This is a genomic window from Haloprofundus sp. MHR1, assembly GCF_005155585.1.
GTDB classification, from domain to species: Archaea; Halobacteriota; Halobacteria; order Halobacteriales; family Haloferacaceae; genus Haloprofundus; species Haloprofundus halophilus.
This window is the reverse complement of the sequence record NZ_CP039833.1, coordinates 2,005,480-2,027,813: the sequence shown is the minus strand read 5'-3', so window position 1 is coordinate 2,027,813 and position 22,334 is coordinate 2,005,480. Positions and strand designations below refer to the sequence as shown.

Sequence of the window (22,334 nt, the reverse complement as noted above, 5' to 3'; positions counted from 1 at the left end):
CGCTCGGCGCTCGGCTCCGGCGTCAGCGAACCGTGCCCGCGCCGAGACGGGCGAACCCGAGCGCGTGCGTCGAGTACGTCGCGTCGTCGCACCGCCCTCGGAGCGCGTTCTGGGCGGCGACGACGCGGCGGTCGAGTAGCTCGGTCGCGGCGCTGAGGTCCGCCGGGCGCTTCGACGGCATCCCCGCGAGCACGAGGCCGTGAAACAGCGCGTTCAGCGGGCGGGCTTCGGGTCGCGTACTCCGCGCCAGATCCAGCAGCGCGAGGTGACCGCCGGGACCGACGAGGTCGGCCCAGTCGTCGACGGCGGCGGCGGGGTCGGCGAGCATCCCGGAGACGAACGAGGCGACGACGGCGTCGGCTCCCCTCACTGGGGGCCTCGTCGCGTCCGCGCGGGCGACGTGGACGTTCGCCCAGCCCTCGCGGGCGACTCGCTCGCGGGCGACGGCGAGCATCCCCGGCGAGAAGTCGAGGCCGACGACAGTGCCCGAGGAGCCGACCCGCTCGCGGAGGTACGCGAAGTTCGCACCCGTCCCGCAGCCCATCTCGACGACGGTGTCGCCCGGAGCGAGGTCGAGCGCCGCCGCGGTGCGTTCGCGGAGCGTCGACACGCCCGGACCGTACGTCGCCAGCGCGTCGTACACCCGTGCCCAGCGGCTGTAGAACTCTTGCGCGGTCGCGACGCCGGACGACGACGCGCCGGTCGCGGTCGCGTCCGGGTCGGCGTCCCGGTCGCTCATCGCAACAGCTCTCGAACCGCGGCGGCGACCGTCGGCGCGTCCGGGCCCAGCACGTACGTGATGGGTTCGATGCCGTAGCTCCCCGTCTGGTACAGCACGAACGTCTCGTCGAGGTCCACGCCGTCGAGGGCGGCGGCGACGGCGTCCGTCGGCGCGTCGGGGTCGAACTCGATGCTCTGGTAGCCCGCCGCTTCGAGCGACGCGACGATGTCGGGGTCGTAGCGGACGTTCACCGCGGCGCGGACCGGTGCGCCCGCGCTTCGCGCCGAGAGCAGCACGGACGCGACGTGGCCGCTCGCGCCGAACTCGGGGTCGCCCGCGACGGTGGCGCGACCTTTCACGTCGAAGATGCGCCCCGGAACGGCGGCGACGCCTTCTATCTCCTCGGCGTCGGGCAGACACTCGGCGAGGTTCGAGCCGACGTGGGGGATGAGTCCGGCGAAGCCGCTGGCGTTCGTCAGCGTCCGCAGGCCGCGTCGGACCGACGACAGCACGCGCTCGGTGGCTCTGAGCGCGCTGTCGGGGTCGTGAACGTCGAACTCCCCCTCGAACTCGGCGAGTTCGGGCATCGCGTCCTCGTGGAGGTCCGCGAGCAGGTCGCCGTCTTCGAGGTGCCGGATGAGCACCTCGGCTTCGACGAGCGCCTGCAGCTGACTCATCTCGCCGGACGCCAGCCCCTCGGCCACGCGTTCTACCAGGTCTCTGACGCGCTCGTCGGCCTCGACGGCCTCGTTTCGGGCGACGCGACCGTGGGCGTACTTTGAGACGGCGCTCTGGCTGACGCCGAGCGCCTCGGCGACCTCCTGTTGGGTGAACTCCCTCTCTCTGAGTTCCGCGGCGAGCATCGATCGGAACGTCGGGAGGAACTCCTCGACGACGACTTCCTCGACGAACTTCATTTCTCGCCGTGGAACTCGGGGTCGTCGCCCAGCCGCGACGCCTGCGGACCGCGCTGGCCCTGGTACTTCGACCCGCGTTCGACGCCGTAGGGGCGCTCGGCGCGCGTCTTCAGTTCGGTGAAGATGAGTTGGGAGACGCGCATCCCCGGCGAGAGCGCGACCGGTGCGGTGCCGAGGTTCGACAGTTCGAGCGTTATCTGGCCCTCGTAACCGGGGTCGACGATACCGGCGGTCGCGTGGATGACGATGGCGAGGCGACCGAGCGACGAGCGACCCTCGACCGTGGCGATGAGGTCCGGCGGTATCTCGACGCGCTCTTTCGTCGTGCCGAGCACGAAATCGCCCGGATGGAGGATGAACTCGTCGCCCTCGTCGACGTGGGTTTCGGTGACGTACTGGCCGATCTCCTCCTCTCTGTTGGGGTGGATACAGGAGATGTTCGTCCGCTGGAACTCCAGGAACTCCTCGCCGAGTCGGAGGTCGATGCTCGCCGGTTGCACTTGCATGTCGAGGTCGTCGAGCGGGTCGACGACGAGGTCACCGGCCTCCAGCCGTTCGAGGAGGTCCACGTCCGAGAGTATCATACTGGGGTGGCCGCGTGCCAGCACGTAAAATCTCCCGGTCGCCTCGGACGGCCTCGCCCGCGTCGACCGACCGTCGGTCAGCCCACGACTCCGAGCAGGAACACGACGAACGCGACGAGGCCGGCGACGCCGAGCGCCGCGTCGCTATCGAGGCCGCGGGCGTGTTCGAGGCCCGCGCGCCAGACGAACAGTTGCCACCCCGCGACGACGAGACCGACCGCGAACGTGAGGGGCCAGTCGAGAAACGACTGCAGTTCCTGTAGCTGCTGGAGCAGCACCTCGGGGTTCTGCGAGAACGACGTCCCGCGGACGACTCTCGACGCCGCGACGAGACCGACGGCCGACTCGACGAACATCGGCACGCCGCCCCACGCGGCGACGGCCAGCGTGTCGCCGAACGTCCCCCGGCCGCCGCCGCGTGAGAGGAGGTGGAGGAAGACACCGACGACGAGCCACCCGAGGAGCGACGAGAAAAACACGACGGGGAGAAGTCCCACGAATCGGTCCCAGAGCTCGTCGCCGAGGTTCAACTCCCGGGTCTCCGGCTCGTCGCAACCGGGCCAGTCGTCGCCGTTGTCCTCGCAGACCCAATCCGGCGGCCGGTTCTCGTTCTCGACGGTGATGGTCGTGTCCAGCGCTTCGCTGAACTGCCAGCCGACGAAGCCGACGGCGGCCGTCGTCAGCAACGCCACGACCACGGCAAGCACGAGCGCATATCCGAAATCGAGTCCGGGCGCGCGCTCTCGGAAGTACTCGTCGGGGTGGAGGAGGGGTGTGCGGGGCATCGTCCGCGTCGACTCGGTACTCGGTGATAATTCTTATCGATTGACCATATCCGTCGTTCGCGCGAGCGCGGCGGCCGTCGCAGTCGCGGCGAGCGCAGCGACGCCGTCCGGTAGGGGTTCGACCGCCGCTCCGACGATAGCAGGTGATTTACCGCGGCGTCGGCGAGAGATGGTATGAAGCAGGTCATCGTCGCCCGGACCGACATCGGGATGGGCCGCGGGAAGCTCGCCGCGCAGGTCGCCCACGCCTCGCTGTCGGCGTACGAGGACGCCGACTCGCGGACGCGGAAGAAGTGGAAAGGCGAGGGGCAGAAGAAAGTCGTCGTGAAGGCCCGAGGCGAGAAGGAGCTGTTCCGCCTCGCGGACCTCGCCGAGCGCGAGGGACTGCCGAACGCCATCGTCCGCGACGCCGGGCACACGCAACTGGACCCGGGAACGGTGACGGCGCTCGCCGTCGGTCCCGGTCAGGACAACCTCGTCGACAAGGTGACCGGCGACCTCTCGCTGTACTGATCTACGGTCTCGCTTCCGCGGCGGCGACGTCGACGAACTACAGCGCTTTTACCGCCACCGCCGCAACCGCGGGTATGAACGCACCGAAGCGAGGGACGGACGCGGCGAGGCGACGCTGATGCACGAAGCGCACCCCATCGAGCGCGAGGTCGGCATGGAGTACTACGTGAGCGACGCCGACGGAATCGGGGGCGAACTCCGCGTCGAACCCGAGGATTTCCGCGTCCGCGAACTGGAGGCGTTCGACGCCGCGCCCGTCGACTCGGACCCCGGCGCGTACGCGAACCTCGTCGTCCGCGCGACGCTGCGCGGCTGGGACACCAACGACTTCGCCGCCCGCCTCTCCGATTCGCTGGGCGTCAGCCGCGAGCGCATCTCGTGGGCGGGGACGAAGGACAAACACGCCGTCACGACGCAACTGTTCACGATTCGCGGCGGCGACCCCGACGACGTGCCGGACGTGCGCGACGCCGACGTAGAGGTCGTCGGCCGCGCCGGTCGCGACATCTCTTTCGGGGATCTGGCGGGCAACGCGTTCGGGATTCGGGTTCGGGACGCCCGAAATCCGGAGAACGTCGGCGAGATAACCGAGCAGTTGCGCGAGTTCGGCGGCGCGGCGGACGACGAAAACGCCGGCGACGCGCCGGTCGTCGGCGTCCCGAACTACTTCGGCCAGCAGCGCTTCGGCAGTCGTCGCCCCGTCACCCACGTCGTCGGCCTCCACGTCGTCCGCGGCGAGTGGCGCGAGGCCGTGCTCTCGTACGTCGGCAATCCGCACGAGAACGAACCCGACGAGACGCGGGAGGCCCGCGCCGTCGTCGACGCGGAAGCCGAGCGCACCGACCCCGACTGGCACCGCGCGCTCGACCGGATGCCCGGTTACCTTCGCTACGAGCGCTCGATGCTCCACCGCCTCGACGAGGACGGCGCGGACTCCGACGACGACTGGCGACACGCGCTCGAAGCCGTGCCGTCGAATCTCCAGCGATTGTTCGTCAATGCCGCGCAGTCGTACGTGTTCAATCGAATCCTCTCGGAGCGACTGCGTCGCGGTCTGCCGTTCGACAGGCCCGTCGAGGGTGACGTCGCCTGTTTCGCCGACCGCGACGCGCCCGAAGGCCTGTTCCGGCCGGACACCGACCGCCTGCAGAAAGTCACGGGCCGCCGCGTCGACATCGTGGGCAAGCACTGCGAGCGCGGCCGGGCGTTCGTCACCGCGCCGCTGGTCGGAACGGAGACCGAGTTGGGCGACGGCGAACCGGGCGAGATAGAGCGCGAGATTCTCGCCGAACTGGACCTCGAACCGAGCGACTTCGACCTCCCCGGAAACTTCGAATCGACCGGGACGCGCCGGGCGATTCTGGTCCGGACGCGGATGGAAATCGAGGAAGAGCCGCTGAACTTCGAGTTCTCGCTCCCGTCGGGGTCGTACGCGACGGCGGTGATGCGCGAGTATACGAAGTCGGGGCCGCTGGACCTGTAGTCGGCGGGCGAAACGAACGGAGTTATAGGCCGGCGAGGCCCAGATTCGGTATGCACTGCGGCCGGTGCGGCACGCCGTTGGAGAAGCCCGGAGACTACTGTCTGACCTGCCGCACCGGCAACTGCGACGCCGTCGTTCTCGACTGTTCGCGCGAGCGAGCGACGCTCACCTTTTTGGACGAAGATGCGGTTCTCGGCGAGACGACGGTGACGACGATGCCCGAGACGGACGAGGAGTCCGGCGTCGTCGAACTGCGGAACTTCGCCGGGCGCGTCGCCGACGAAGTTCGGCGCAAGCGACCCGAGACAGTGTACGCGGCGGGCGACCGCGACGTCATCCGCGAGACGCGCGCACAACTGCACTACGAATTCTACCGCGTCCGCGACGACGACCCCGTCGCGGCCGTCGTCGAGAGTCGCGGCGAACGCACGCTCGAAGTCGTCGAAGCGTCGCCGGGCGAGAAACTCGGCGGGTCCCACACGACCATCATCGGCGGGCGGAAAGGGCGGAAAGCCATCGGCGTCGTCGCCGGCCATCCGCACGTCAAGAAGATAATCCCCGGACCCATCGACGCCGGGGGGAAGGGGTCGCGGACGAGTCTCCGCGCGAAGGTGACCCGCGCCGACAGTAACGGCAACGTCCGGTTTCTGCTGCGCGACGGGTCGAGCGTCCAGGAGAACCGCGTCGTGACGACGGCGATGGACCGCGAGACGGGCGAGCGCGTCCGCGACGACCTGAACGACGCGCTCGCCGACGCGGAGCTACGACCGGCCGACTGAACAGTCGGGAGCGAGTCGGGGAGCGGACGTTCGGAGGCGGTTCGGAGGCGGTTCGGGGCGGTGTCCGGTCTCAGTCGGCGGTACCGTCGCGCGTCTCGAACTCCGTGTTCTGTCGGTCGGTGTCGACCCGTCGCGTCGGCTCACGACTCGAAAGCGTGCTCTGCAGCAGCGCCTGGAGTCCCCGCCGGAGGCGCTCCGAGGCCGCCTGTCCGGAGATGCCCAGCTTCTCGCCGATGTCCGCGAGCGAACAGCGGCGCGGCACCTCGAAGTACCCCGCCTCGAACGCGGCGGTTAGCACGGCTTCTTGGGCGGCGGTCAGCCCGTACCGCGTCCGGCCGTTGGGGGACCCGCGGTAGAGTCGGTGAAGCTGGAACGAGAGTCCCGTATCGATGCAGCGCTGGCGGTACGCCGAAACGGACGCGCGGTCGGGAAACTGCATCCGGAGTGACCACCCGTCGACGGTCGCTTCGGCGTTCAGAAGCACCGCGTCCAGTTCCGTTCGGGCGTAGTACGTCGAGGCGTCGTCGCCCTCCGGACTGAGGGTGATTCGGTACTGTCGCCAGCCGTCGGCCTCGCAGAGAACGACCGCGTCCGAGACGGTCGGGTCGTCGTCGAGCGCGGCGTCGAAACCGCCGAGGCCGTCGCCGGTCGCCTGAACCTGTAGGAGGCTGGTCCCCGTCTCCCGCGCGTACTGCTGGTCGAGCGTGACGGTCACCCCTGGCGCGTTCGCTAACGCACCTTCGAGGATCGAACTCGAAAGGGTGAGTTCAGCGATGAGCATCTGTGGTTTGTCTCGGTCTATGTCAACTCACAGCACGGTTAGACAAAAACGCATCGCCTATCCGACGGTGGGGTGGTTTCGACCGAGAGGGCGGACCGAACAGGGCGGCATAGGAGTGTGTCGCTACGTCAGTTCTTCGACAGCCGCGAGGTCGACCCAGTCGTGAATCACGGAGCTGTCGGACTGTTCGACGGTGTCTCGGTCGCGGTCGTACGTGACCGCACCGACGTCGTCCAGTTTCGGGAGGTGGATGTGACGAAGCGACACCAACAGACTCCGGAAGTGGTCGGATTCGACATCGTCGAGACACTCGACTTCCCACGCGGTCATCGTGTCCGCGATGTCGCAGACGTCGACGGTCTCGCCGTCCGCCTGATGGAGGTAGTACAACACGTCGCGCCGACGCCGATTCGACAGTGCGTCGAACGCTTCGTCCAATCGCGCGCGGTCGACGACCGTCGACGGTGCGTGCGTCGGGTGGTCGCTTCGACGTCCCAGCGTATGATCGTTTGACATGGTAAGGTGAGCACCCGGGAGTTCCCAGCGCGCATAGGAACCGACCCTACATTTCCCAAACTGTGGCGCTTTCACAGCCATGGTTTTATATAAAGGTCCGGCGAGCGCTCGGTACCACCCCCGCCGGGTCGAACGCGGACTCGTAGGCTTTATCTGTCCGCTCGGGATAGATGGCAGCACTATGGCCGACAACAAGGCACGACAGACCGGTAGCTCGGGGCGCTTCGGCGCACGCTACGGTCGAGTCGCGCGCAAGCGGGTCTCCGACATCGAATCCGAGATGCGAAACGCCACCGTCGACGGCGACGACGTCAAGCGCCTCGGCACGGGCATCTGGGTCAACAAAGAGACGGGCGAGAAGTTCACCGGCGGCGCGTACCGCCCGGAGACGCCCGGCGGACGCTCGGTCCGACGCTCCATCCGCGCGGCGCTCGACGAAGACGAGTAACCACACATGAGCTACAAGTGCTCCCGCTGTAAGCGCGACGTCGAACTCGACGAGTACGGGGGCGTCCGCTGTCCGTACTGCGGTCACCGCGTGCTCCTGAAAGAGCGCGCTCGCGTCGTCAAAGAAGTCGACGTGAAGTAACCGCGAACCAGTGTCGCATCTGAGCGTTCTCCGCTTTTCGTACCCCGACGAGCGGCGCGCTCGCGTCGTCGAGCGGAGCGTCCGCGTCGAAGTCGGCGAGATCGACGACGAACGGTCGCACGCGAGCGTCGCGAGGGAGGAGGCAACCGTCGAGGTACGCGTCGAGGCCTCGGACCTGGTCGCGCTTCGTGCGGGCATCAACTCCTGGACGCGGATGGTCGCCGTCGCAGAGCGCGTGTCGGAGCTGGGCGCCGACTCCCTCGCGGGAGAATAAATACGGGGCTTTTTCAGTCCGGCGCGCATCGGACCGACTATGCAAGGAAGTCTACCACCGGAAGCGCAGGAGAAACTCGAGGAACTGCAGGACCTTCAGGAAACCGCGCAGCGCGTCAGCGCGCAGAAACAGCAGTCCGAGAGCACGCTCTCGGAGTCGAAGACGGCGCTCGAAGCGCTCGACGACATCGACGAGGACGCGATGATGTACCGCGAAGTCGGCGAACTGCTCGTCGAGACCGAGTACGACGAGGCCCACGACCAGCTCGAAGACCGCGTCGAGAGCCTCGAGATTCGCGTCGAGCAGCTCAAAAAGCAGGAGGAGCGCGTCCAGGACGAGTTCGAGAGCCTGCAGACCGAGCTCCAGCAGATGCTGCAGGGCGGCGGCGCGGGCGGCCCCGGCGGTCCCGGCGGGATGGGCGGCCCCGGTGCAGGCGGCGCGTAGATGAACGCCGACGCCGAACCGAGCGACGACGAGGTCGTCGAGACGGCCGCCGACGCCGCCGAGGGCGTCATCTTCGCGCACTACAAGCAGTCCGACGTGCGCGACGTGGACGTGACGGTCACGTTCGAGGACGGCGTCCTGGACGTGGACGTGTACCTGAACGCGCCCGACGACGACGCCGACCCGGAAGCCGTCGCCGACGAAGCGGCGCTGGCGGCGCGCGACGCCGTCGACGACCTGTTCGCGGCGAGCGAGTAGCCGCGACGGCCGCGGCGGCCGCTTTCTGTCGATACTCACCCCCGAGCGAGGCAAACAGTTATGTTTTTAGATGGTAACTGTTAACACATGGCTATCGGTGGTCGAGACCGCAGCGGAACGACGGCGCTGGACAGACTCCGGTCGCACTACAACCGAGTCGACCTGCGCTGCCCGCAGTGCGGGTACAGAGACGAAGACGGACAGTGGACCGCGCGGACGACGGGTTCACAGGTGTTGTATCGCCACGTCTGTCCGAGCTGCGGCGAGATTCGGACCCGGACGCTTCGACTGAGTCAGTGACTCGACGGCGACGAAGACGCGCCGGCGTCCGATAGCGGTAGCGTTCTCTCGAACACCGGTTCTCGACGGCCGCCCGTCTCCGCTACGGAGAGCGCGAATCGGCGAACCAGAAGCCGACCGCTCACGCGAGGAAGAAGATGAGGACGCTCACGAGTATCGTCGCGCAGGCGATGGCCGCGGCGAACGCCCCGCCCATCGAGACGGCGACGTTGGCGTGACTGGCGAGCGTCTCGGTGCGGTCGTTGCCGAAGACGGTCACCTCGGCGTGTTCGACGGCCATGCCGGACTCGACGGGTTCGCAGTCGGCGACCGCCTCCGAGACCAGACGGCGAATCAGCGACCTGAGTTCGTCGCGGTCGATGGCGGCACCGACCTGGTTGTCCGCCTTCACCGTGTTGACGATGTGCGTGTCGGTGGTCATCACTTCCGCGGCGTCGACGAGGCTACCGCCGTCTCCGACGACGCGTTCGGCCCCCGCCGCTTCTGCGTCGTCCTCCGTGCTGGGTGCGCTGACGACCTCCGGGTCGTCGGGAGACGTCGACTCGACGGCCTCACAGAGGTCCGAGACGATGCTGTCGCGGAGCCCCGGTTCCATGTTGTTGCCGTCGACGAGCACGTACGCCGTTCGCTGTCCCTCGACTTCCGAGACGGCGACGCGGATGCCGAGCGGCCCGATTCCCTCCCGCGGTGTCCACTCGGTCGGGTCCGAGGCGACGCCCAGACGCAGTCGGTCGGTGCCGGCGTCAGAGAGCGCCCGGCCGACCGCTCCGGCCCCGCGAATCATGTCGAAGGAGCGCCGACTTCCGGGCGTGACGTGGCCGAGGTCCGGACCTTCGAGGCCGTTGTTGCAGTTGTGGGCGTCGACGAGCAGCACGTCGTCCAGTCCGCTGGTTCGCGCCTCCGTCGCCGCCGAGAGCCCGACCGAGTACTCCACGTCGTCGGCGAAGTTCGGAGCGAACGTCGAGACGACGAGCGCGTCGTCGCCGAAGCGTTGGCCGACGAGTTTCGCCTCGCCGGAGTCGACGCGGACGCTCTTGCTGGCTTCGGTGCTGTACTCGATGCGCTCGTGGGCGCTCTCGGCGGCTTCGAGGATGGTGTCGACTTCGCGCTCGGTGACGAGGTTGAAGTCGTGACCGGCGGTGGCGTGCGGCGGGAACGCCAGCCCTTCGCTGCGTCGGGCGACGCGTTCGGGGAAGTTGCCGCCGCCGATCTCGCCCATCGGACCGGGGTGAATCATCGGGAGGACGAACCGCGCCTTCTCGTCGCCGTCGGCGTCGCGGAACGCGAGGACGGTGACGGGGACGACCGCTTCCTGGCCGAGTTGCTCGAAGAAGTCCTCCAGTTCTCGGGAGCCCTCGGCGATGTGGCCGATGAACCCGCGGATGAAGTCGAGGACGGAGACGCCGAGGCTGTTGCGCCACGGTCGGTCGATGACTTCGAGGAAGGCGTAGACGCTCATCGCGTAGATGACGCACATGACTCCGAGGAGGACGAAGTGGTCGGGCGTCAACGCGGAGACGACGTCGGGCGCTTGCTCGGAGCGGGCGAAGTACGGCATCAGGTACGCGTCGAGGACGGGACCACCGACTTCGAGGTAGCTGAGCGTCCCGCTGTAGATGAACAGCAGTACCGCCGAGACGACCGTCTGGATGCTCGCCGGAATCGACGCGACGAGGATGGACGAGCGCGACACGGCCATGATGACGAGCAGGCGGAGCGCGAAGATGGACGCGAGCGCGACGACGAGCACGTCGTAGACGAATCGCTGGTCGAGCGAGGCGAACACGGCGACGATGGCTGCGACGGTGAGCAGTCCGACGAGGACGATCTCGCAGGCCAACGCTAGAAGCGACGAGCGGTTGGGCGTCAGTCGCCCGCCGAGAAACCGGTCGACGCCGGTGGTCGCGACGCTGGCGACGACCGTCGGGATGCCGACGAAGAAGATGCCCTCCCAGGCGTCCTTGCCGACGAAGAACAGCCCTCGCCACGTGCCTTCGCGGAGGCCGGAGTCGAACGCGCCGACGCCCGCGATGGCGGCGATGAGCAGCGCGAACCCGAGGCTCGCGTACCACGAGGGCGCGCGGAAGATGAACCGCGACAACCCGGCGAGGTTGCTCTGCGACGCTGTCATGCCGACGAGGTTGTGGGCGTGCCTCCTAAAACCTCGCTACTTGTTGCGACGAAGCGACAGTCACCCCCGCTGTCAGTCCGGACGGACGGCGTCTTCGGCGGCGCTCGTGTCGCTCAGTTCTCGCAGCGGGCGATGAAGTTCTCGAACACTTCCTGACCGCGCTCGGTGTGGGCGACTTCGGGGTGCCACTGGACGCCGTAGAGGTCCCGGGAGGCGTCGCTCATCGCCTCGATGCCGCAGACGTCGCTCGTCGCGGTGTGGGTGAAGCCCTCGGGGAGCTCCTTCACCTCGTCGGCGTGACTCGCCCAGACGCGGGTCTCGGGCGCGAGCGAGCCGACGAGCGGGTCCTCGTCGTCGAGAATGTCGACGGTCACGTCGGCGTAGCCGCCGTAGTCGCCCGACCCGACGCGCCCGCCGAGTTCGGTCGCCATCACCTGCATGCCGAGACAGATGCCGAGGACGGGGATGTCGAGGTCGAGATACTCCGCGGAGCGCCCGGCGCGGTCGGCGTCCGGTCCGCCCGAGAGGACGACGCCGTCGGCGTCGACTTCCTCGGGTGGGGTGTCGTTGTCGACGATGTCGGTATCGACGCCCGCGTCGCGCAAGGCCCGCTGCTCCAAGTGTGTGAACTGCCCGTGGTTGTCGATGACGACGACTCTGGTCATAGCCGGGGTTGGACCGACGAGCCTAAAAACGAATCGGACTCGGGTCGAAGTGAGCACGTTCGTGCATCGCAGAACGTGAGAGTCGGCTGTTCTCGTGACGCCGGACGGGAGCGAACTCGAACCGCGGCGGTGAAACTTTCACGAACGGTCGTCGGTCGAGCGCTCGAACCGCTCGCTCGCGGACCGAAAGCCGAACTCGGCCTGTTCGTCGCTGCGGCGCTGCTCGCGCGTCGCCAGCGCCTCGGTGTCGGGGTTCACGTCGTCGTCGACGCGGGCGAAGGAGTTGTGAACTTTCGCGTGACACCATCGGCAGAGTGACACAGTAATCTCGTGGCTGGGTTCGGCGTCGTCTCTACCGTTGTCGGCATCGCCGCCGTGATACGAGAGGTGGTGTTCCTCCAACAGCGGGCGCGCCGAGGACTGGTGCGCCATCCGAATTTCCTCCAACCCGCAGCGGACGCACTCGCGGCCGTCGGTGGTCGACCGGTACTGCGGGCAGTCGCGCCACTCGCAATCTTCCTCGCCGGCGAGACAGCAGTAGTCGTCGGCCCGGCGCGCGCGGGCGAACTCGGGGTCGTCGCCGGCGTGCGACAGCGCGTAGCGGCAGCGGCCGTCGCCGGTCAGGTGGTCGCACCGCTCGGCGAACTCGTAGGGGTCGTCCACGCCGACCGGCGTTCCCTTCGGCGTCTTCTCCATGTAGTCGCCCCTCGGTTCCGACGTTACTTGAACGCTCGACGTTCGTCGTTCACCAGAAGAGAGCCTCCGTTTCGAGCGTCTCGGGCTCTCGGTCGCGGACGTGCGTCTTTTCTCCCCCTACCGGATAGATTCGAATACATTTACCTCACGAGTATTATTCGAGTTCGAAACAGAGTATAAAATAACTCAAGAGCTACTTCCTATGAAACGGTAGTTTCAAAACCCCGGATGTTGGTAGATGGATTACAACCAGATCACTGCTGGTCGTCGACGCCAGCACGGGCGCGAGCTATCCATGAAAGACAACTCACCATCTCACACCGGGCACTCCTACGACACGGACCGCTACCGACAACGACACGAAGCCATCGTCGACCCCGGCGAAACGGATCTCTCGTTCGCTGTCATCGACGCGATCGCGGCCGTGGAAGGTGTCGACCCCCTCGACCTCGACCCCTTCATGCACGAGTCCATCAACCCCGACGCGCTGAACAATCTCTTCGCCGGAACCGAGCAGACGAGCCTCGGCGGCTCCGTCGCGTTCGAGGCGCTCAGCTACACCATCGTCGTCGAGAGCCACGGTCGAATCACCGTCTACGAGCAGAAAGACGGCGGCGGACGGCGGACGCTGGCGGCCGGAATGCGGTAACGTCTCCTGACGAGCGAATCTGACACACTTTTGTCGCTCCGTCGTAACGCCGAGTCGTGCAACTCGTTCACGAGGGGCGGCCGATAGCGAGCACCGTCGAGTTCGCGGACACCGTTCTCGAACAGAGCCGCGGGCTGATGTTCCGGCGGTCGGTCCCCGACGACTACGCGCTCGTCTTCCGGTTCGACGAGGCGGAGCGCCGAAGCCTCCACATGCTGTTCGTCCCGTTTCCGATCGACGCGCTCTGGCTGGTCGACGGCGAGGTGACCAAGCACGCTCGCCTCTCGGGGTGGACCGGCCTCGGCTGGGGCACCGCCGACACCATCGTCGAGCTCCCCGCCGGAGCGGCCGACGGCGTCGACGCGGGCGACTCCGTCGAACTCGTCGAGTGATGTTGCGAGAAAGCGAGCGCGGGCGACGCATCCGACTGGCAAGTTCTGTCGTACCCCACAGGTTGATACGTGGTGGCGTCCACCGGGCATCTACAATGTCGGACCACACCGGCACGGAGGATAGGGTAAGTCGCCGCGAGGCGACTGGCCGAGAAATTCCGCGCCCAAGATAACTTCTCGACCGACGACGCGAACGCGGCTGCCACCCCGTTCGCAGCGTCGCTCGACGGACGCGACGTACTGCTTTTGGATACGACGCTCAGAGACGGCGAGCAAGCGCCGGGTGTCTCGCTCTCGACGACCGAGAAGGTCGACATCGCACGCGCGCTCGACAGAGCGGCGGTGCCGTTCGTCGAGGCCGGGAGCGCCTGCACCGGCGCGGGCGAACGCGACGCCATCGCCCGCGTCGCCGACCTCGGTCTCGACGCGACGGTGACGAGTTTCGCCCGCGGGGTCCGCGCCGACGTGGACCTCGCGCTCGACTGCGGCGTCGACGGCGTGAATCTCGTCGTCCCCGCCAGCGACCGCCACGTCGAGGGGAAGGTCGGCACCGACCGCGACTCGGTCGTCGAGACGACGGTCGAACTCGTCGAACACGCCCGCGACCACGGCCTCTGGGTCGAGGTGCTCGGGGAGGACGGCTCGCGGGCCGACGTCGACTTTCTCGACCGCCTCGCCGCGGCCGCGCACGACGCCGGAGCCGACCGCTTCTGTTACTGCGACACCGTCGGTCACGGGAGTCCAGAGCACACGGAGCGCGTCGTGTCGCGACTCGCCGAACACGGCCCGACGAGCACCCACGTCCACGACGACCTGGGCTTCGCCATGACGAACGTCCACGCCAGCCTCCGGGCGGGCGCGGATCTCGTCCACGCCACCGTCAACGGCGTCGGCGAGCGCGCGGGCAACGTCGCGCTCGAAGAGGTCGCGGTCGCGCTCTCGCACTGCTACGGCGTCGACTGCGCGAACCTCGACGAACTGTACTCGCTCGCACAGACCGTCGCCCGCGCGACGGAGACGCCGCTTCCCCCGAACAAGGCCGTCGTCGGCGAGAACGCCTTCGCCCACGAGAGCGGCATCCACACCGACGGCACGCTGAAGGACGAGGCGATGTACGAGCCGTACCCGCCCGAGACGGTGGGCCGCGAGCGCCGCCTCGTGCTCGGCAAACACGCCGGCCGCGCCGGCGTCCGAGCGGCGCTCGACGAGCACGGCGTCGAGGTGACCGACGACGAACTCGCGCGAGTCGTCGAGCGCGTCAAGGGCCTCGCGGAGCGCGGAAAGCGCGTCACCGACGCCGACCTGCTCACCGTCGCCGAGGACGTACAGGGTCGCGCCCGCGAGCGACGCGTCCGACTCGTCGACCTGCAGGCGACCAGCGGCGGCGGGGTGCCGACCGCGAGCGTCCGCCTCGCCGTCGACGACGAGGAGCGCGTCGCCGCCGGCACCGGCAACGGCCCCGTCGACGCCGCCGTCGAGGCGGTCCGGACGGCGCTCGGTCCCGACGCCGCCTTCCAGTTGGAGTCGTACCACGTCGACGCCATCTCCGGCGGCACCGACGCCGTCGTCACCGTCGAAGTCGAACTCTCGCGGGGCGACCGGTCGGTGAGCGTCGCCGCGTCGGACGCGGACATCACCCGCGCGAGCGTCGTCGCGATGGTCGACGCCCTCGACCGCCTGCGCGCGCCGAAAGCGGTGGCCGACGTGCCGCCCGCCGACGACTGACCGCAGACGCCCGCCGCCGACTGGCCGCAGACGCCCGCCGACTGGCCACTGACGCCGCACGTCGCCACGGGGGCGACGACCGGAACTTCGCGGCGGCGTCTCAGGTGAGAGAACACTGCCGCGACGACAGCCGAAAGCGAGACGTGTCAACCTCACTCGAACGGAAATCGGCAGACAGCGTAGCGAAGGTGGACGTTTTACCTACCAAGATACTTATCAAGAACGACGACACAAATGGGGTATGGAACGTCGCCGCTTTCTCGCCCTCCTCGGAACGACCGCCGTCGGCGGAACCGCCGGTTGCACCGGACGGTTGTCGCAGTCCGGAGCGAACGTGCAGTTCCCGCCCGCCGCACGCGATGCCGACTTCGACCCGAAACTCGACGGCAGTCCGGCCGAACAGGTCGACGTCGGCTCTCGATTCGGCGTTCTCCGCCCGTCGAACAACGGACCGCACGGACTCGTCGTCTGGAACGACGGCCCGGCCCGCGAGATAACCGTCTCGGTGTATCGGAACTCGTTCGTGGCGTACGAGACGTTCGAGCGGACGTTCGACGTCGACGCGGGCGAACACGTGTCGCTGACGCTGCACCGGCCGGCGACCTACACGACCGTCGTCACCGTCGAGGACGCGACTGAGACGGCCGCGACGGTCGGCGTCGACCGGACGAACTTCGACTGCAACGACTCGGAGACGACCGTCGCCGTCCGCGAGAACGGACGGATGGAGTGTTCGACCTGGTCGACGATGATGGGATGCGGGCCGCTGTAATCCGACGACCTGAAAACGGAAGTGGCTCCACACCGAAGCCCGAGCCGTCACCGTGAACGAGTTCGTCGTCGAAGTGAAGCCGTCCGCGCGGCGGACCAACGGCGCGGTCGGAGCCGCTGTCGTCCGTCGCGGGACCCGTCGCCGTTTCGCAACGCGCGCCGACGCCGAGTCGTGGGCGGCGTCGCTCTCCGGCGGGAACGAGCCCCGCGTCTGGATTCGACTCGCCGACCCGCGCGACGACTCCGCCGTCGACGGATATCTCGTCGGCCGTCGCGGACGCGTTTCCCTCGACGGTGCGTACGACAAGCGCCGCCGCCGACTCCGCGGCGGGACCGAGAGCGAACAGTCGGGTTTCGACCGCTTCTGACTCCTTCGGCCGTTTCCGACCCCTTCGACCGTTCCCAGCCCGCCTCAGTCGCTACCGACCGGGAGCGCGTCGGTGTCGGCGTACTCGCGGACGTACACGTCGACGAGCGCTTTCAGCACGCCGAGGACGATGGGGCCGAAGAAGATGCCCATGACCCCCAGCGCCGCGACGCCGCCGAAGATGCCGACGACGAACAGCCCGGGGTTGAGACGCGCCTCTCGCCCGCCGATGACGGGGCGGAGGTAGTTGTCCGAGAGGCTGACGACCACGGTACCGTAGACGAACAGAAACCCCGCCGGGACGTACTGACCGGTGAGCGCCAGATACACCGACGCCGGAATCCAGACGACCGACGCCCCGATGAGCGGCAGCAGCGACAGGAGAACCGTCACGACGGTCCAGAACACGGCGCTCGGGAACCCAACGACGAAGAAACCGATACCGGTGAGGATGCCCTGGACGACGGCGACGAGGACGTTGCCGACCAGCACCGCCCACATGAGGCGGTCGATACGGGCGTGGAGTTCGTCCTGAATCGACGGTGGAAGCGGTATCGCCTCGTGAATCCACGCCACGAGTGCGGTGCCGTCGGTCAGCAGGTAGTAGAGTAGAAACAGGAGGACGGTGAGACCGATGACCGCGTTCGAGAGCCCGCCGAAGACGTCGACGACGCTGCCGACGAGCGTCGACCCGCTCCCCTGCGCGGAGCCGAACAGCGCTTCGACCGAGACGTTCATCCGAGTGAACTCCTCGAACTGCGTCGCCCCCGAGAGCAGGTCGCGGACGGCGGCGAAGACGGAACGTGCCTCTCTGAGGACGACTTGCACGACGAGGGCGACCGGCAGGAGAACGGCCAACGTCGAGACGGCGATGAGGGAAACGGCGGCGACGCGAGCGCCGACCACGCGTTCGAGTCGGCGGTGAACCGGCTTCAACACGTAGGCGAGAAGCACTGCGGCGAGGACGTACTGGAGAAACGGGTACAGCAGTAGAACCGAGAGTACCCCGGCGACGCCGATTGCGAGGAGAAGAAACGAGCGGTCACGCTCCATACCCCTTACAACGACCGACAACCGGATAAATCGAGAGGCTCGCGCCGACGCAGCGCTTCGGGACGGTGACGACGGGTCTCACGCGGCGTCGCGCGCGACGAGACGCGCCGCTCGGAGTATAGCAATCCGAAAAGCGCCGAGGGAGAGATTTGAACTACGCGGACTTCGCTCCCGCCGGTCGCTCGCCCTCTCGTTCAAATCACTCGGCCGGCGTTTACGTCGTTGAGCCTCGCGGCGCGATGAAACGCATCGCTCGGAGTATGACGGTCGGAGAAGCGCCGAGGGAGAGATTTGAACCACAGTCACTCGCTTACGCTCGTTCCCTGCTTCAAATCACTCCACTGTCGTTCACGTCGTCGAGCCTCGCAGCGCGATGAAACGCGCTGCTCGGAGTACGACGGTCGGAGAAGCGCCGAGGGAGAGATTTGAACTCCCGAGTCCGAATGGACAGTAGATTTCGAATCTACCGCCTTGGCCAGGCTAGGCTACCTCGGCTTACGTCTCCACAATCGCCCGCCCTCGTTTAATCGGTTTCGATTTCTCCGGGCGAATCACCGCTGTGGGAGACACTCACGACCGGCCAGTGGGTCTAAGTTCTCCGAGAACGCGTCTCAGGTACATGGATATCTCCGACGCAAGCACCGCTTGCGACCAGGTCCTCGACACGGTGAAAGGTGCGGTCATCGCGGACGACGAGTTCTTCGAGCGCATCATGCTCGGCGTGCTCGCCCGCGGTCACGTCCTCCTCGAAGACGTCCCCGGCACCGGCAAGACGCTCACCGCCCGCAGCATCGCGCAGGCGCTCGGTCTCAGTTTCTCCCGCGTGCAGTTCACGCCCGACCTGCTGCCCTCCGACGTCACCGGGACGAACATCTTCAACGAGCAGGACCGCAGTTTCGAGTTCTCCGAGGGCCCCATCTTCGCCAACATCGTCCTCGCCGACGAGATAAACCGCGCGCCGCCGAAGACGCAGGCCGCCCTGCTGGAAGCGATGGAAGAGGGACAGGTGACCGTCGACGGCGAGACCCACCAGTTGCCCAAGCCGTTCTTCGTCATCGCGACGCAGAACCCCGTCGAACAGGAGGGGACGTTCCCGCTCCCCGAGGCACAGGTCGACCGCTTCTCGGTGAAGACCGCCATCGGCTACCCCGAACTCGACGGCGAGGTCGAACTGCTGCGCCGTCGCGCCGGCCGCGACACGCGCAGTCCGACCGTCGAGACGGTACTCACCCAAGACCAGGTGCTGGCGATGCGGGCGACGCCCGAACGCGTCCGCGTCCACGACGACCTGCTGCAGTACATGGCCGAGATAACCCAGGCGACGCGTAACGACCGCCGCGTCGCCGTCGGTGTCTCCCCGCGCGGGACCCAGCGGATGTTCGAGACCGCCCGCGCCCGCGCCGTCTACGCCGGCCGCGAGTTCGTCACGCCCGACGACGTAAAGCGCGTCAGCCACCCGGTGCTGGCCCACCGCCTGGTTCTCACGCCGGACGCGAAAGTCTCGGACGTGGACAAAGCCGACGTCGTCGACGACGTGCTCAACTCCGTCGACGTGCCGACCGTCGAGTTCGAAGCGCGGTAGCGCGGACGCAACGCGAGTCGATTTTTCACCCGCAGCTTCAGTCGCGCAGCGCCGCCACGAGCGCGACGACGCCCAACAGGAGGAACACGAGCGCCGTCACGGGCTGCCCGCCGCCGGCGGCTTGGTACGCACCGTAACCCAGGACGGTCGCGACGATACCGACCGAGAGCGTCGACGCCGCGTGGACGAGTTCGGCGCGGGTCGTGTTCGTCTCCCGACCGAGCTGCTCGCCGATACCGATGGCGTTCTCGCCGACGTCCCACGCGAACACGGCCGCGAGAAGCCCGACGAGCAGCAGTTCGGGGCCCGACCCGGCGATACCGCCGAAGAGGATCGCCGCGAACAGGGCGACGCCGCCGGCGGTCACCGCTCGGCGTCCGCCGATCACCAACCCGACCGCGAGGACGACGACGCCGACGGCCGCCGCCGCGAGCGCCGTCGACGAGCTCAGCGCCGCCGCGACGAGACAGACGCCCGCGCCGACCAGCGAGAGCGAGACGCTCAGCAGCGCGGGTTTCCGCGTGATTTCGCTCACGAGGACCACCGCTCCCGCGCGCGAGCGAGTTCGGTCGCCAGCGACTCGTCGCGCCAGTCGATGACCCGGATGCCGGTCCGGCGCAGTCGGCTCATCCGGTTCCGGCGTTCGACGCGTGCGAGGCGGCGGCCGGGCGTCTCGTCGGCCGTCGGGTCGGGGCTGACGACGGTGACGAGGTGACCGTGGGCGTCGAGACGCCGCGCCGCGGTGACGACGTAGTCGTCGACCAGCGGCGAGAACAGGATGACCTGTGCGTCCGCCGGCAGGCGGCGCTGGAGGCGGCGGAGGCGAATCGAGGGGAAGAACGCGGCGTCCTCCGGCGGCGTCGGCGCGAGCGACGGATGCGTCGCCAGCAGTCTTCGCCCGCGCGCGCGGTGGTCTCGACCGGTTCCCGGCGGCAGCCAGAGGCTCTCGGCGGCGAACGTCGCCAACCCGACCCGGTCGCCGCCGTCCAGCAGCGCGACGAACGTCTCGCCGGCGGCCTCCGCCGACCGTTCGACGGCGTTCGGCGCGTCGGGTTCGGGCGCGAGGTACGAGCCCTCGCGGGCGTCGACGAGCAACACGACCGTCGCCGCCCGCTCCTCTCGGAACTCGGTCGTCGCGAGTTCGCCGGTTCGCGCGAGTCGGTTCCAGTCGACGCGCTTGAGCGGGTCGCCGCGGCGGTACTCCCGCGTCGAAGTGAACTCCAGTCCCGCGCCGGCGACGTCCGTCGAGATGCGTCCGGCGTACTGCGTCGTCAGGCCGCGAAGCGGGAGGTTCTCGGTCGCCGACAGCCGCGGTTCGCAGCGGAGCACCGTCTCGGTGCTCGCCGCCGTCGCGCGCTCGTTGCTCCCGCTGGCGTTGCGAGCGATAATCCGCATCGGCTCCCACTCGTGTTCGCCGCGCACCGCCCTGACGGCGTACGAGAAGCGCGCTCGCTTCCCCGGCCTGAGCGCCGTTCCGAGCCGAGCGGTCCCGTCCGTGACCTCCAACGCGGGCGGAACGCCGTCGACGACGCGGAGGTCGGGAAGCGTCGATTCGCCGACGTTTCGGACGGTGACGGTGACGCGAACCGTCTCGTCGGGTGCCGCCGTAGAGTCGTCGAGTTCGCGTTCGACGGCCACCGAGGGGTCCGGCGCGTCGCCGCCGTAGGCGTACGCGGCGTAGGCGATGCCCAGCACGCCGGCGAGCAACAGCGCCGGCTGGCGCGGCGAGACGAGAATCGCCAGACTCCCCGAGAGGAGTGCGAGCGCCTCGACGCCCGTCCACCGGTTCGTCTCGAAAGCGCTCATCGGCTCCCCTCCTGAATCGCCACGAGTTCGTCGACGACGCGGCGGGCGCTCCGCTCGAAGGGCGACTCGGTTCGGAGCATCGCTCGGACGCGAGCGACGAGCGACGGACGCGGCGGCGACTCCCGGAGCGCCGCGGCCGCGACGGGGTCGTCGGTCCACGTGCCGGCGTCGAGGCGTTCTTGCGCCTCCTCGGTCGTCAGACCGCCGTATCCGACGAGCGTCTCGCGCGCCGCCTCGCGGAGTCGTTCGCGGACTCGCTCTCGCTTCTGTGCGCGCCCGAGCGAGCGCTCGCCTGCGAACTCGACGTCCACGTCGTCGCCGGGCACCGGCACGTGGTATCGGAGTTCCGGGTCGTCGGTCGTCGTGGCGTGGAACGTCGTCTTTCGACGGGAGAGGCCGTACCGAATCCCCTGGACGAGCGCGAGCGCGCCGACGAGCGTCACGACGAGGTAGTCGAGGCCGAACGCCCCGGCGAGACCCCGGTCGACGACGACGGCGAAGCCGAAGACGGTCGCGGTGAGCCCCGCGAACGCGGTGACGGTTCTCACCGGCTCTCGTCTCCCTCGGCGTCCGCAGCGCCGTCGGCGTACGCCGACTCGATGCGACGGAGCGCCGAAACGGCGCGTTCCTCCCGGTCGGCGGTCACCGTTCCCTCGCCGTAACGGACGTACTCGAACAGTTCCGTGAGTTCGCGCACGTCCCCGCGGGCCATCCCCGCGTCCTCGGCGGCGACGGCGAACTCCTCGGGGGTGCTCGTCTGCGGACGCTCGACGTCGAGCAGGCCGGTCATCTCGACCCACGCTCTGTACACCTCGTTGTCGGTGTCGGCGTCGGCTTCGATTCGGTCGGCCGCGCGGCCGGCGGCCGCTCCGAGGGCGGCCACGTCGGGTATCGGGTCGGGCGTATCGTCGGTGCCGTCGACGACCTCGTCGTCGTCGCCGGTGGAGACGAACAGCAACAGCACCGCGCCGACGAGGACGACCCCGAGGATGGCCAAGAGCAGTATCGTCGGCGTCGTGAGCGTCTCGCCGGTCCCGGTGAGCCCCGACGAGCCCGCCGAGCCCGGAAACAGCGAACTGTTGGTCGAGTTCTCTCCGCCGCCGAATCCGAACGACGAGTCCGGGGTCGCACAGGAGGTGAGAAGCACGTAGAAGATGAGAACCAGGCTGCCGAACGAGACGGTGAACGCGAGGCCGAGGAGGTACGACCCGGTTTTGTATCGGGCGACGGCGTTCATCGCGACGAACGCGCCGACGATGGTGGGGGCGACCCACCACTGCGTCAGCCAGGGAACACAGAAGCTCAGCAGCGGGGCCGCTTCACTCTCGCCGTTCACGAACGGCTGTTGTTCTTCGGGAGCATCGCTGCCCCCGCCGAAACTACCGCTGTCGGAGGTACCGAGGCCGAAACTGCCGCCGTCGTCGGTGACGACCGCGGAGTCGAGGGTCGCGGCGGCGAGGGCGAGCGCGCAGACGGCGAGAGCGGCGAGACCGATCCGGAGGGCTGTGTCTCTCTGCACGACACGTGATAGCGTGGCAACGCCGTATAGTGGT

Annotated in this window: 29 protein-coding genes and 1 tRNA gene; 15 read left to right on the top strand and 15 right to left on the bottom strand. The window is 68.3% G+C overall.

What is annotated here, in order from left to right; all coding sequences use genetic code 11:
- Nucleotides 1–22 precede the first annotated feature (22 nt).
- The 4 genes from FCF25_RS10250 to FCF25_RS10235 form a co-directional block, all read right to left on the bottom strand.
- Nucleotides 23–739: a class I SAM-dependent methyltransferase gene (locus FCF25_RS10250; protein ID WP_137048592.1), complete on the bottom strand. Its 717-nt coding sequence runs from the start codon at nt 737–739 to the stop codon at nt 23–25.
- A complete protein-coding gene (locus tag FCF25_RS10245; protein WP_137048590.1) occupies nt 736–1,638 on the bottom strand; it encodes a thiamine-phosphate synthase family protein in 903 nt (300 codons plus the stop codon). The genes FCF25_RS10250 and FCF25_RS10245 overlap by 4 nt, the downstream gene beginning before the upstream one ends.
- Entirely contained in the window at nt 1,635–2,222 is a 588-nt protein-coding gene (dcd, locus tag FCF25_RS10240; RefSeq protein ID WP_117592393.1) for a dCTP deaminase, read from the bottom strand. Before dcd ends, FCF25_RS10245 begins: the two co-directional genes overlap by 4 nt.
- A 77-nt stretch (nt 2,223–2,299) precedes the next feature.
- The gene (locus tag FCF25_RS10235) at nt 2,300–3,007 is read right to left on the bottom strand and encodes a Yip1 family protein (protein WP_137048588.1); all 708 of its coding nucleotides are present in this window, start codon (nt 3,005–3,007) and stop codon (nt 2,300–2,302) included.
- A 174-nt stretch (nt 3,008–3,181) separates the two neighbouring features.
- Between FCF25_RS10235 and pth2 the strand changes: the two genes are divergently transcribed.
- The 3 genes from pth2 to FCF25_RS10220 all read left to right on the top strand — a co-directional run bounded on the left by pth2 (nt 3,182) and on the right by FCF25_RS10220 (nt 5,782).
- Nucleotides 3,182–3,520, top strand: a complete 339-nt coding sequence (pth2, locus tag FCF25_RS10230) for a peptidyl-tRNA hydrolase Pth2 (RefSeq protein ID WP_117592398.1) — start codon at nt 3,182–3,184, stop codon at nt 3,518–3,520.
- Between the two features lie 118 nt (nt 3,521–3,638).
- Nucleotides 3,639–5,003, top strand: a complete 1,365-nt coding sequence (gene truD / locus FCF25_RS10225) for a tRNA pseudouridine(13) synthase TruD (protein ID WP_137048586.1) — start codon at nt 3,639–3,641, stop codon at nt 5,001–5,003.
- A gap of 50 nt (nt 5,004–5,053) precedes the next feature.
- Entirely contained in the window at nt 5,054–5,782 is a 729-nt protein-coding gene (locus FCF25_RS10220) for a DUF2103 domain-containing protein (RefSeq protein ID WP_137048584.1), read from the top strand.
- 70 nt (nt 5,783–5,852) lie between these two features.
- On the opposite strand, the gene FCF25_RS10215 is transcribed toward FCF25_RS10220, so the two are convergent.
- The gene (locus FCF25_RS10215; RefSeq protein ID WP_117592404.1) at nt 5,853–6,563 is read right to left on the bottom strand and encodes a helix-turn-helix domain-containing protein; all 711 of its coding nucleotides are present in this window, start codon (nt 6,561–6,563) and stop codon (nt 5,853–5,855) included.
- Nucleotides 6,564–6,686: 123 nt separating this feature from the next.
- The gene (locus FCF25_RS10210) at nt 6,687–7,079 is read right to left on the bottom strand and encodes a hypothetical protein (RefSeq protein ID WP_117592406.1); all 393 of its coding nucleotides are present in this window, start codon (nt 7,077–7,079) and stop codon (nt 6,687–6,689) included.
- Between the two features lie 181 nt (nt 7,080–7,260).
- Here FCF25_RS10210 and FCF25_RS10205 point away from each other — a divergent pair, with 181 nt between their 5' ends.
- The 6 genes from FCF25_RS10205 (at nt 7,261) to FCF25_RS10180 (ending at nt 8,944) form a co-directional block, all read left to right on the top strand.
- Nucleotides 7,261–7,527, top strand: a complete 267-nt coding sequence (locus tag FCF25_RS10205; RefSeq protein ID WP_117592408.1) for a 50S ribosomal protein L37ae — start codon at nt 7,261–7,263, stop codon at nt 7,525–7,527.
- Nucleotides 7,528–7,533: 6 nt separating this feature from the next.
- Entirely contained in the window at nt 7,534–7,668 is a 135-nt protein-coding gene (locus tag FCF25_RS10200; RefSeq protein ID WP_058580947.1) for a DNA-directed RNA polymerase subunit P, read from the top strand.
- 10 nt (nt 7,669–7,678) lie between these two features.
- Nucleotides 7,679–7,942 carry a KEOPS complex subunit Pcc1 gene (locus FCF25_RS10195; protein WP_117592410.1) on the top strand — a complete coding sequence of 88 codons (264 nt, stop codon included), beginning with the start codon at nt 7,679–7,681 and terminating at the stop codon, nt 7,940–7,942.
- A gap of 39 nt (nt 7,943–7,981) precedes the next feature.
- Nucleotides 7,982–8,386, top strand: coding sequence for a prefoldin subunit beta (locus tag FCF25_RS10190; RefSeq protein WP_117592412.1), 405 nt, complete (start codon nt 7,982–7,984; stop codon nt 8,384–8,386).
- Nucleotides 8,387–8,644 carry a DUF3194 domain-containing protein gene (locus tag FCF25_RS10185; RefSeq protein WP_117592413.1) on the top strand — a complete coding sequence of 86 codons (258 nt, stop codon included), beginning with the start codon at nt 8,387–8,389 and terminating at the stop codon, nt 8,642–8,644. It abuts the gene before it with no gap.
- 126 nt (nt 8,645–8,770) lie between these two features.
- The gene (locus tag FCF25_RS10180; RefSeq protein ID WP_305794155.1) at nt 8,771–8,944 is read left to right on the top strand and encodes an HVO_0649 family zinc finger protein; all 174 of its coding nucleotides are present in this window, start codon (nt 8,771–8,773) and stop codon (nt 8,942–8,944) included.
- A 121-nt stretch (nt 8,945–9,065) separates the two neighbouring features.
- On the opposite strand, the gene FCF25_RS10175 is transcribed toward FCF25_RS10180, so the two are convergent.
- The 3 genes from FCF25_RS10175 to FCF25_RS10165 all read right to left on the bottom strand — a co-directional run bounded on the left by FCF25_RS10175 (nt 9,066) and on the right by FCF25_RS10165 (nt 12,436).
- Complete coding sequence (locus tag FCF25_RS10175) at nt 9,066–11,075, bottom strand: DUF2070 family protein (RefSeq protein WP_137048582.1); 2,010 nt, start codon at nt 11,073–11,075, stop codon at nt 9,066–9,068.
- Between the two features lie 113 nt (nt 11,076–11,188).
- Nucleotides 11,189–11,740, bottom strand: coding sequence for a GMP synthase subunit A (locus tag FCF25_RS10170; RefSeq protein WP_137048580.1), 552 nt, complete (start codon nt 11,738–11,740; stop codon nt 11,189–11,191).
- Nucleotides 11,741–11,878: 138 nt separating this feature from the next.
- The gene (locus FCF25_RS10165) at nt 11,879–12,436 is read right to left on the bottom strand and encodes a hypothetical protein (RefSeq protein ID WP_137048578.1); all 558 of its coding nucleotides are present in this window, start codon (nt 12,434–12,436) and stop codon (nt 11,879–11,881) included.
- Between the two features lie 295 nt (nt 12,437–12,731).
- On the opposite strand from FCF25_RS10165, the gene FCF25_RS10160 reads away from it, so the two are divergent.
- The 5 genes from FCF25_RS10160 to FCF25_RS10140 all read left to right on the top strand — a co-directional run bounded on the left by FCF25_RS10160 (nt 12,732) and on the right by FCF25_RS10140 (nt 16,341).
- Nucleotides 12,732–13,085 carry a HalOD1 output domain-containing protein gene (locus FCF25_RS10160; protein ID WP_157972647.1) on the top strand — a complete coding sequence of 118 codons (354 nt, stop codon included), beginning with the start codon at nt 12,732–12,734 and terminating at the stop codon, nt 13,083–13,085.
- 56 nt (nt 13,086–13,141) lie between these two features.
- Nucleotides 13,142–13,477: a DUF192 domain-containing protein gene (locus tag FCF25_RS10155; RefSeq protein WP_232819693.1), complete on the top strand. Its 336-nt coding sequence runs from the start codon at nt 13,142–13,144 to the stop codon at nt 13,475–13,477.
- 246 nt (nt 13,478–13,723) lie between these two features.
- A complete protein-coding gene (locus FCF25_RS10150; RefSeq protein ID WP_254425855.1) occupies nt 13,724–15,202 on the top strand; it encodes an alpha-isopropylmalate synthase regulatory domain-containing protein in 1,479 nt (492 codons plus the stop codon).
- Nucleotides 15,203–15,443: 241 nt separating this feature from the next.
- Entirely contained in the window at nt 15,444–15,974 is a 531-nt protein-coding gene (locus FCF25_RS10145) for a hypothetical protein (protein WP_137048574.1), read from the top strand.
- Nucleotides 15,975–16,026: 52 nt separating this feature from the next.
- On the top strand, nt 16,027–16,341 hold the full coding sequence (locus FCF25_RS10140; RefSeq protein ID WP_137048573.1) for a hypothetical protein: 315 nt from the start codon (nt 16,027–16,029) through the stop codon (nt 16,339–16,341).
- 44 nt (nt 16,342–16,385) lie between these two features.
- Here FCF25_RS10140 and FCF25_RS10135 read toward each other — a convergent pair whose 3' ends face one another.
- Entirely contained in the window at nt 16,386–17,393 is a 1,008-nt protein-coding gene (locus tag FCF25_RS10135; protein ID WP_137048570.1) for an AI-2E family transporter, read from the bottom strand.
- A gap of 410 nt (nt 17,394–17,803) precedes the next feature.
- Nucleotides 17,804–17,888, bottom strand: a tRNA-Ser gene (locus tag FCF25_RS10130).
- Nucleotides 17,889–18,012: 124 nt separating this feature from the next.
- Here FCF25_RS10130 and FCF25_RS10125 point away from each other — a divergent pair.
- A complete protein-coding gene (locus tag FCF25_RS10125; RefSeq protein ID WP_137048568.1) occupies nt 18,013–18,975 on the top strand; it encodes a MoxR family ATPase in 963 nt (320 codons plus the stop codon).
- A gap of 37 nt (nt 18,976–19,012) precedes the next feature.
- Here the strand turns inward: FCF25_RS10125 and FCF25_RS10120 are convergent, their stop codons facing one another.
- The 4 genes from FCF25_RS10120 to FCF25_RS10105 are packed head-to-tail and all read right to left on the bottom strand — an operon-like array spanning nt 19,013 to nt 22,300.
- Nucleotides 19,013–19,510, bottom strand: a complete 498-nt coding sequence (locus tag FCF25_RS10120) for a hypothetical protein (protein WP_137048566.1) — start codon at nt 19,508–19,510, stop codon at nt 19,013–19,015.
- On the bottom strand, nt 19,507–20,781 hold the full coding sequence (locus tag FCF25_RS10115) for a DUF58 domain-containing protein (protein ID WP_137048565.1): 1,275 nt from the start codon (nt 20,779–20,781) through the stop codon (nt 19,507–19,509). The genes FCF25_RS10120 and FCF25_RS10115 overlap by 4 nt, the downstream gene beginning before the upstream one ends.
- A complete protein-coding gene (locus FCF25_RS10110; protein WP_137048563.1) occupies nt 20,778–21,329 on the bottom strand; it encodes a hypothetical protein in 552 nt (183 codons plus the stop codon). Before FCF25_RS10110 ends, FCF25_RS10115 begins: the two co-directional genes overlap by 4 nt.
- Nucleotides 21,326–22,300, bottom strand: coding sequence for a DUF4129 domain-containing protein (locus FCF25_RS10105; protein WP_137048561.1), 975 nt, complete (start codon nt 22,298–22,300; stop codon nt 21,326–21,328). Before FCF25_RS10105 ends, FCF25_RS10110 begins: the two co-directional genes overlap by 4 nt.
- Between the last annotated feature and the right edge of the window lie 34 nt (nt 22,301–22,334).

Excerpts from the sequence above, each read along its gene's own strand:
- FCF25_RS10250 (WP_137048592.1), bottom strand. The coding sequence starts at position 739 with ATGAGCGACCGGGACGCCGACCCGGACGCGACCGCGACCGGCGCGTCG.
- FCF25_RS10245 (WP_137048590.1), bottom strand. The coding sequence starts at position 1,638 with ATGAAGTTCGTCGAGGAAGTCGTCGTCGAGGAGTTCCTCCCGACGTTC.
- dcd (WP_117592393.1), bottom strand. The coding sequence starts at position 2,222 with ATGATACTCTCGGACGTGGACCTCCTCGAACGGCTGGAGGCCGGTGAC.
- FCF25_RS10235 (WP_137048588.1), bottom strand. The coding sequence starts at position 3,007 with ATGCCCCGCACACCCCTCCTCCACCCCGACGAGTACTTCCGAGAGCGC.
- pth2 (WP_117592398.1), top strand. The coding sequence starts at position 3,182 with ATGAAGCAGGTCATCGTCGCCCGGACCGACATCGGGATGGGCCGCGGG.
- truD (WP_137048586.1), top strand. The coding sequence starts at position 3,639 with ATGCACGAAGCGCACCCCATCGAGCGCGAGGTCGGCATGGAGTACTAC.
- FCF25_RS10220 (WP_137048584.1), top strand. The coding sequence starts at position 5,054 with ATGCACTGCGGCCGGTGCGGCACGCCGTTGGAGAAGCCCGGAGACTAC.
- FCF25_RS10215 (WP_117592404.1), bottom strand. The coding sequence starts at position 6,563 with ATGCTCATCGCTGAACTCACCCTTTCGAGTTCGATCCTCGAAGGTGCG.
- FCF25_RS10210 (WP_117592406.1), bottom strand. The coding sequence starts at position 7,079 with ATGTCAAACGATCATACGCTGGGACGTCGAAGCGACCACCCGACGCAC.
- FCF25_RS10205 (WP_117592408.1), top strand. The coding sequence starts at position 7,261 with ATGGCCGACAACAAGGCACGACAGACCGGTAGCTCGGGGCGCTTCGGC.
- FCF25_RS10200 (WP_058580947.1), top strand. The coding sequence starts at position 7,534 with ATGAGCTACAAGTGCTCCCGCTGTAAGCGCGACGTCGAACTCGACGAG.
- FCF25_RS10190 (WP_117592412.1), top strand. The coding sequence starts at position 7,982 with ATGCAAGGAAGTCTACCACCGGAAGCGCAGGAGAAACTCGAGGAACTG.
- FCF25_RS10185 (WP_117592413.1), top strand. The coding sequence starts at position 8,387 with ATGAACGCCGACGCCGAACCGAGCGACGACGAGGTCGTCGAGACGGCC.
- FCF25_RS10175 (WP_137048582.1), bottom strand. The coding sequence starts at position 11,075 with ATGACAGCGTCGCAGAGCAACCTCGCCGGGTTGTCGCGGTTCATCTTC.
- FCF25_RS10170 (WP_137048580.1), bottom strand. The coding sequence starts at position 11,740 with ATGACCAGAGTCGTCGTCATCGACAACCACGGGCAGTTCACACACTTG.
- FCF25_RS10165 (WP_137048578.1), bottom strand. The coding sequence starts at position 12,436 with ATGGAGAAGACGCCGAAGGGAACGCCGGTCGGCGTGGACGACCCCTAC.
- FCF25_RS10160 (WP_157972647.1), top strand. The coding sequence starts at position 12,732 with ATGAAAGACAACTCACCATCTCACACCGGGCACTCCTACGACACGGAC.
- FCF25_RS10145 (WP_137048574.1), top strand. The coding sequence starts at position 15,444 with ATGGAACGTCGCCGCTTTCTCGCCCTCCTCGGAACGACCGCCGTCGGC.
- FCF25_RS10135 (WP_137048570.1), bottom strand. The coding sequence starts at position 17,393 with ATGGAGCGTGACCGCTCGTTTCTTCTCCTCGCAATCGGCGTCGCCGGG.
- FCF25_RS10125 (WP_137048568.1), top strand. The coding sequence starts at position 18,013 with ATGGATATCTCCGACGCAAGCACCGCTTGCGACCAGGTCCTCGACACG.
- FCF25_RS10115 (WP_137048565.1), bottom strand. The coding sequence starts at position 20,781 with ATGAGCGCTTTCGAGACGAACCGGTGGACGGGCGTCGAGGCGCTCGCA.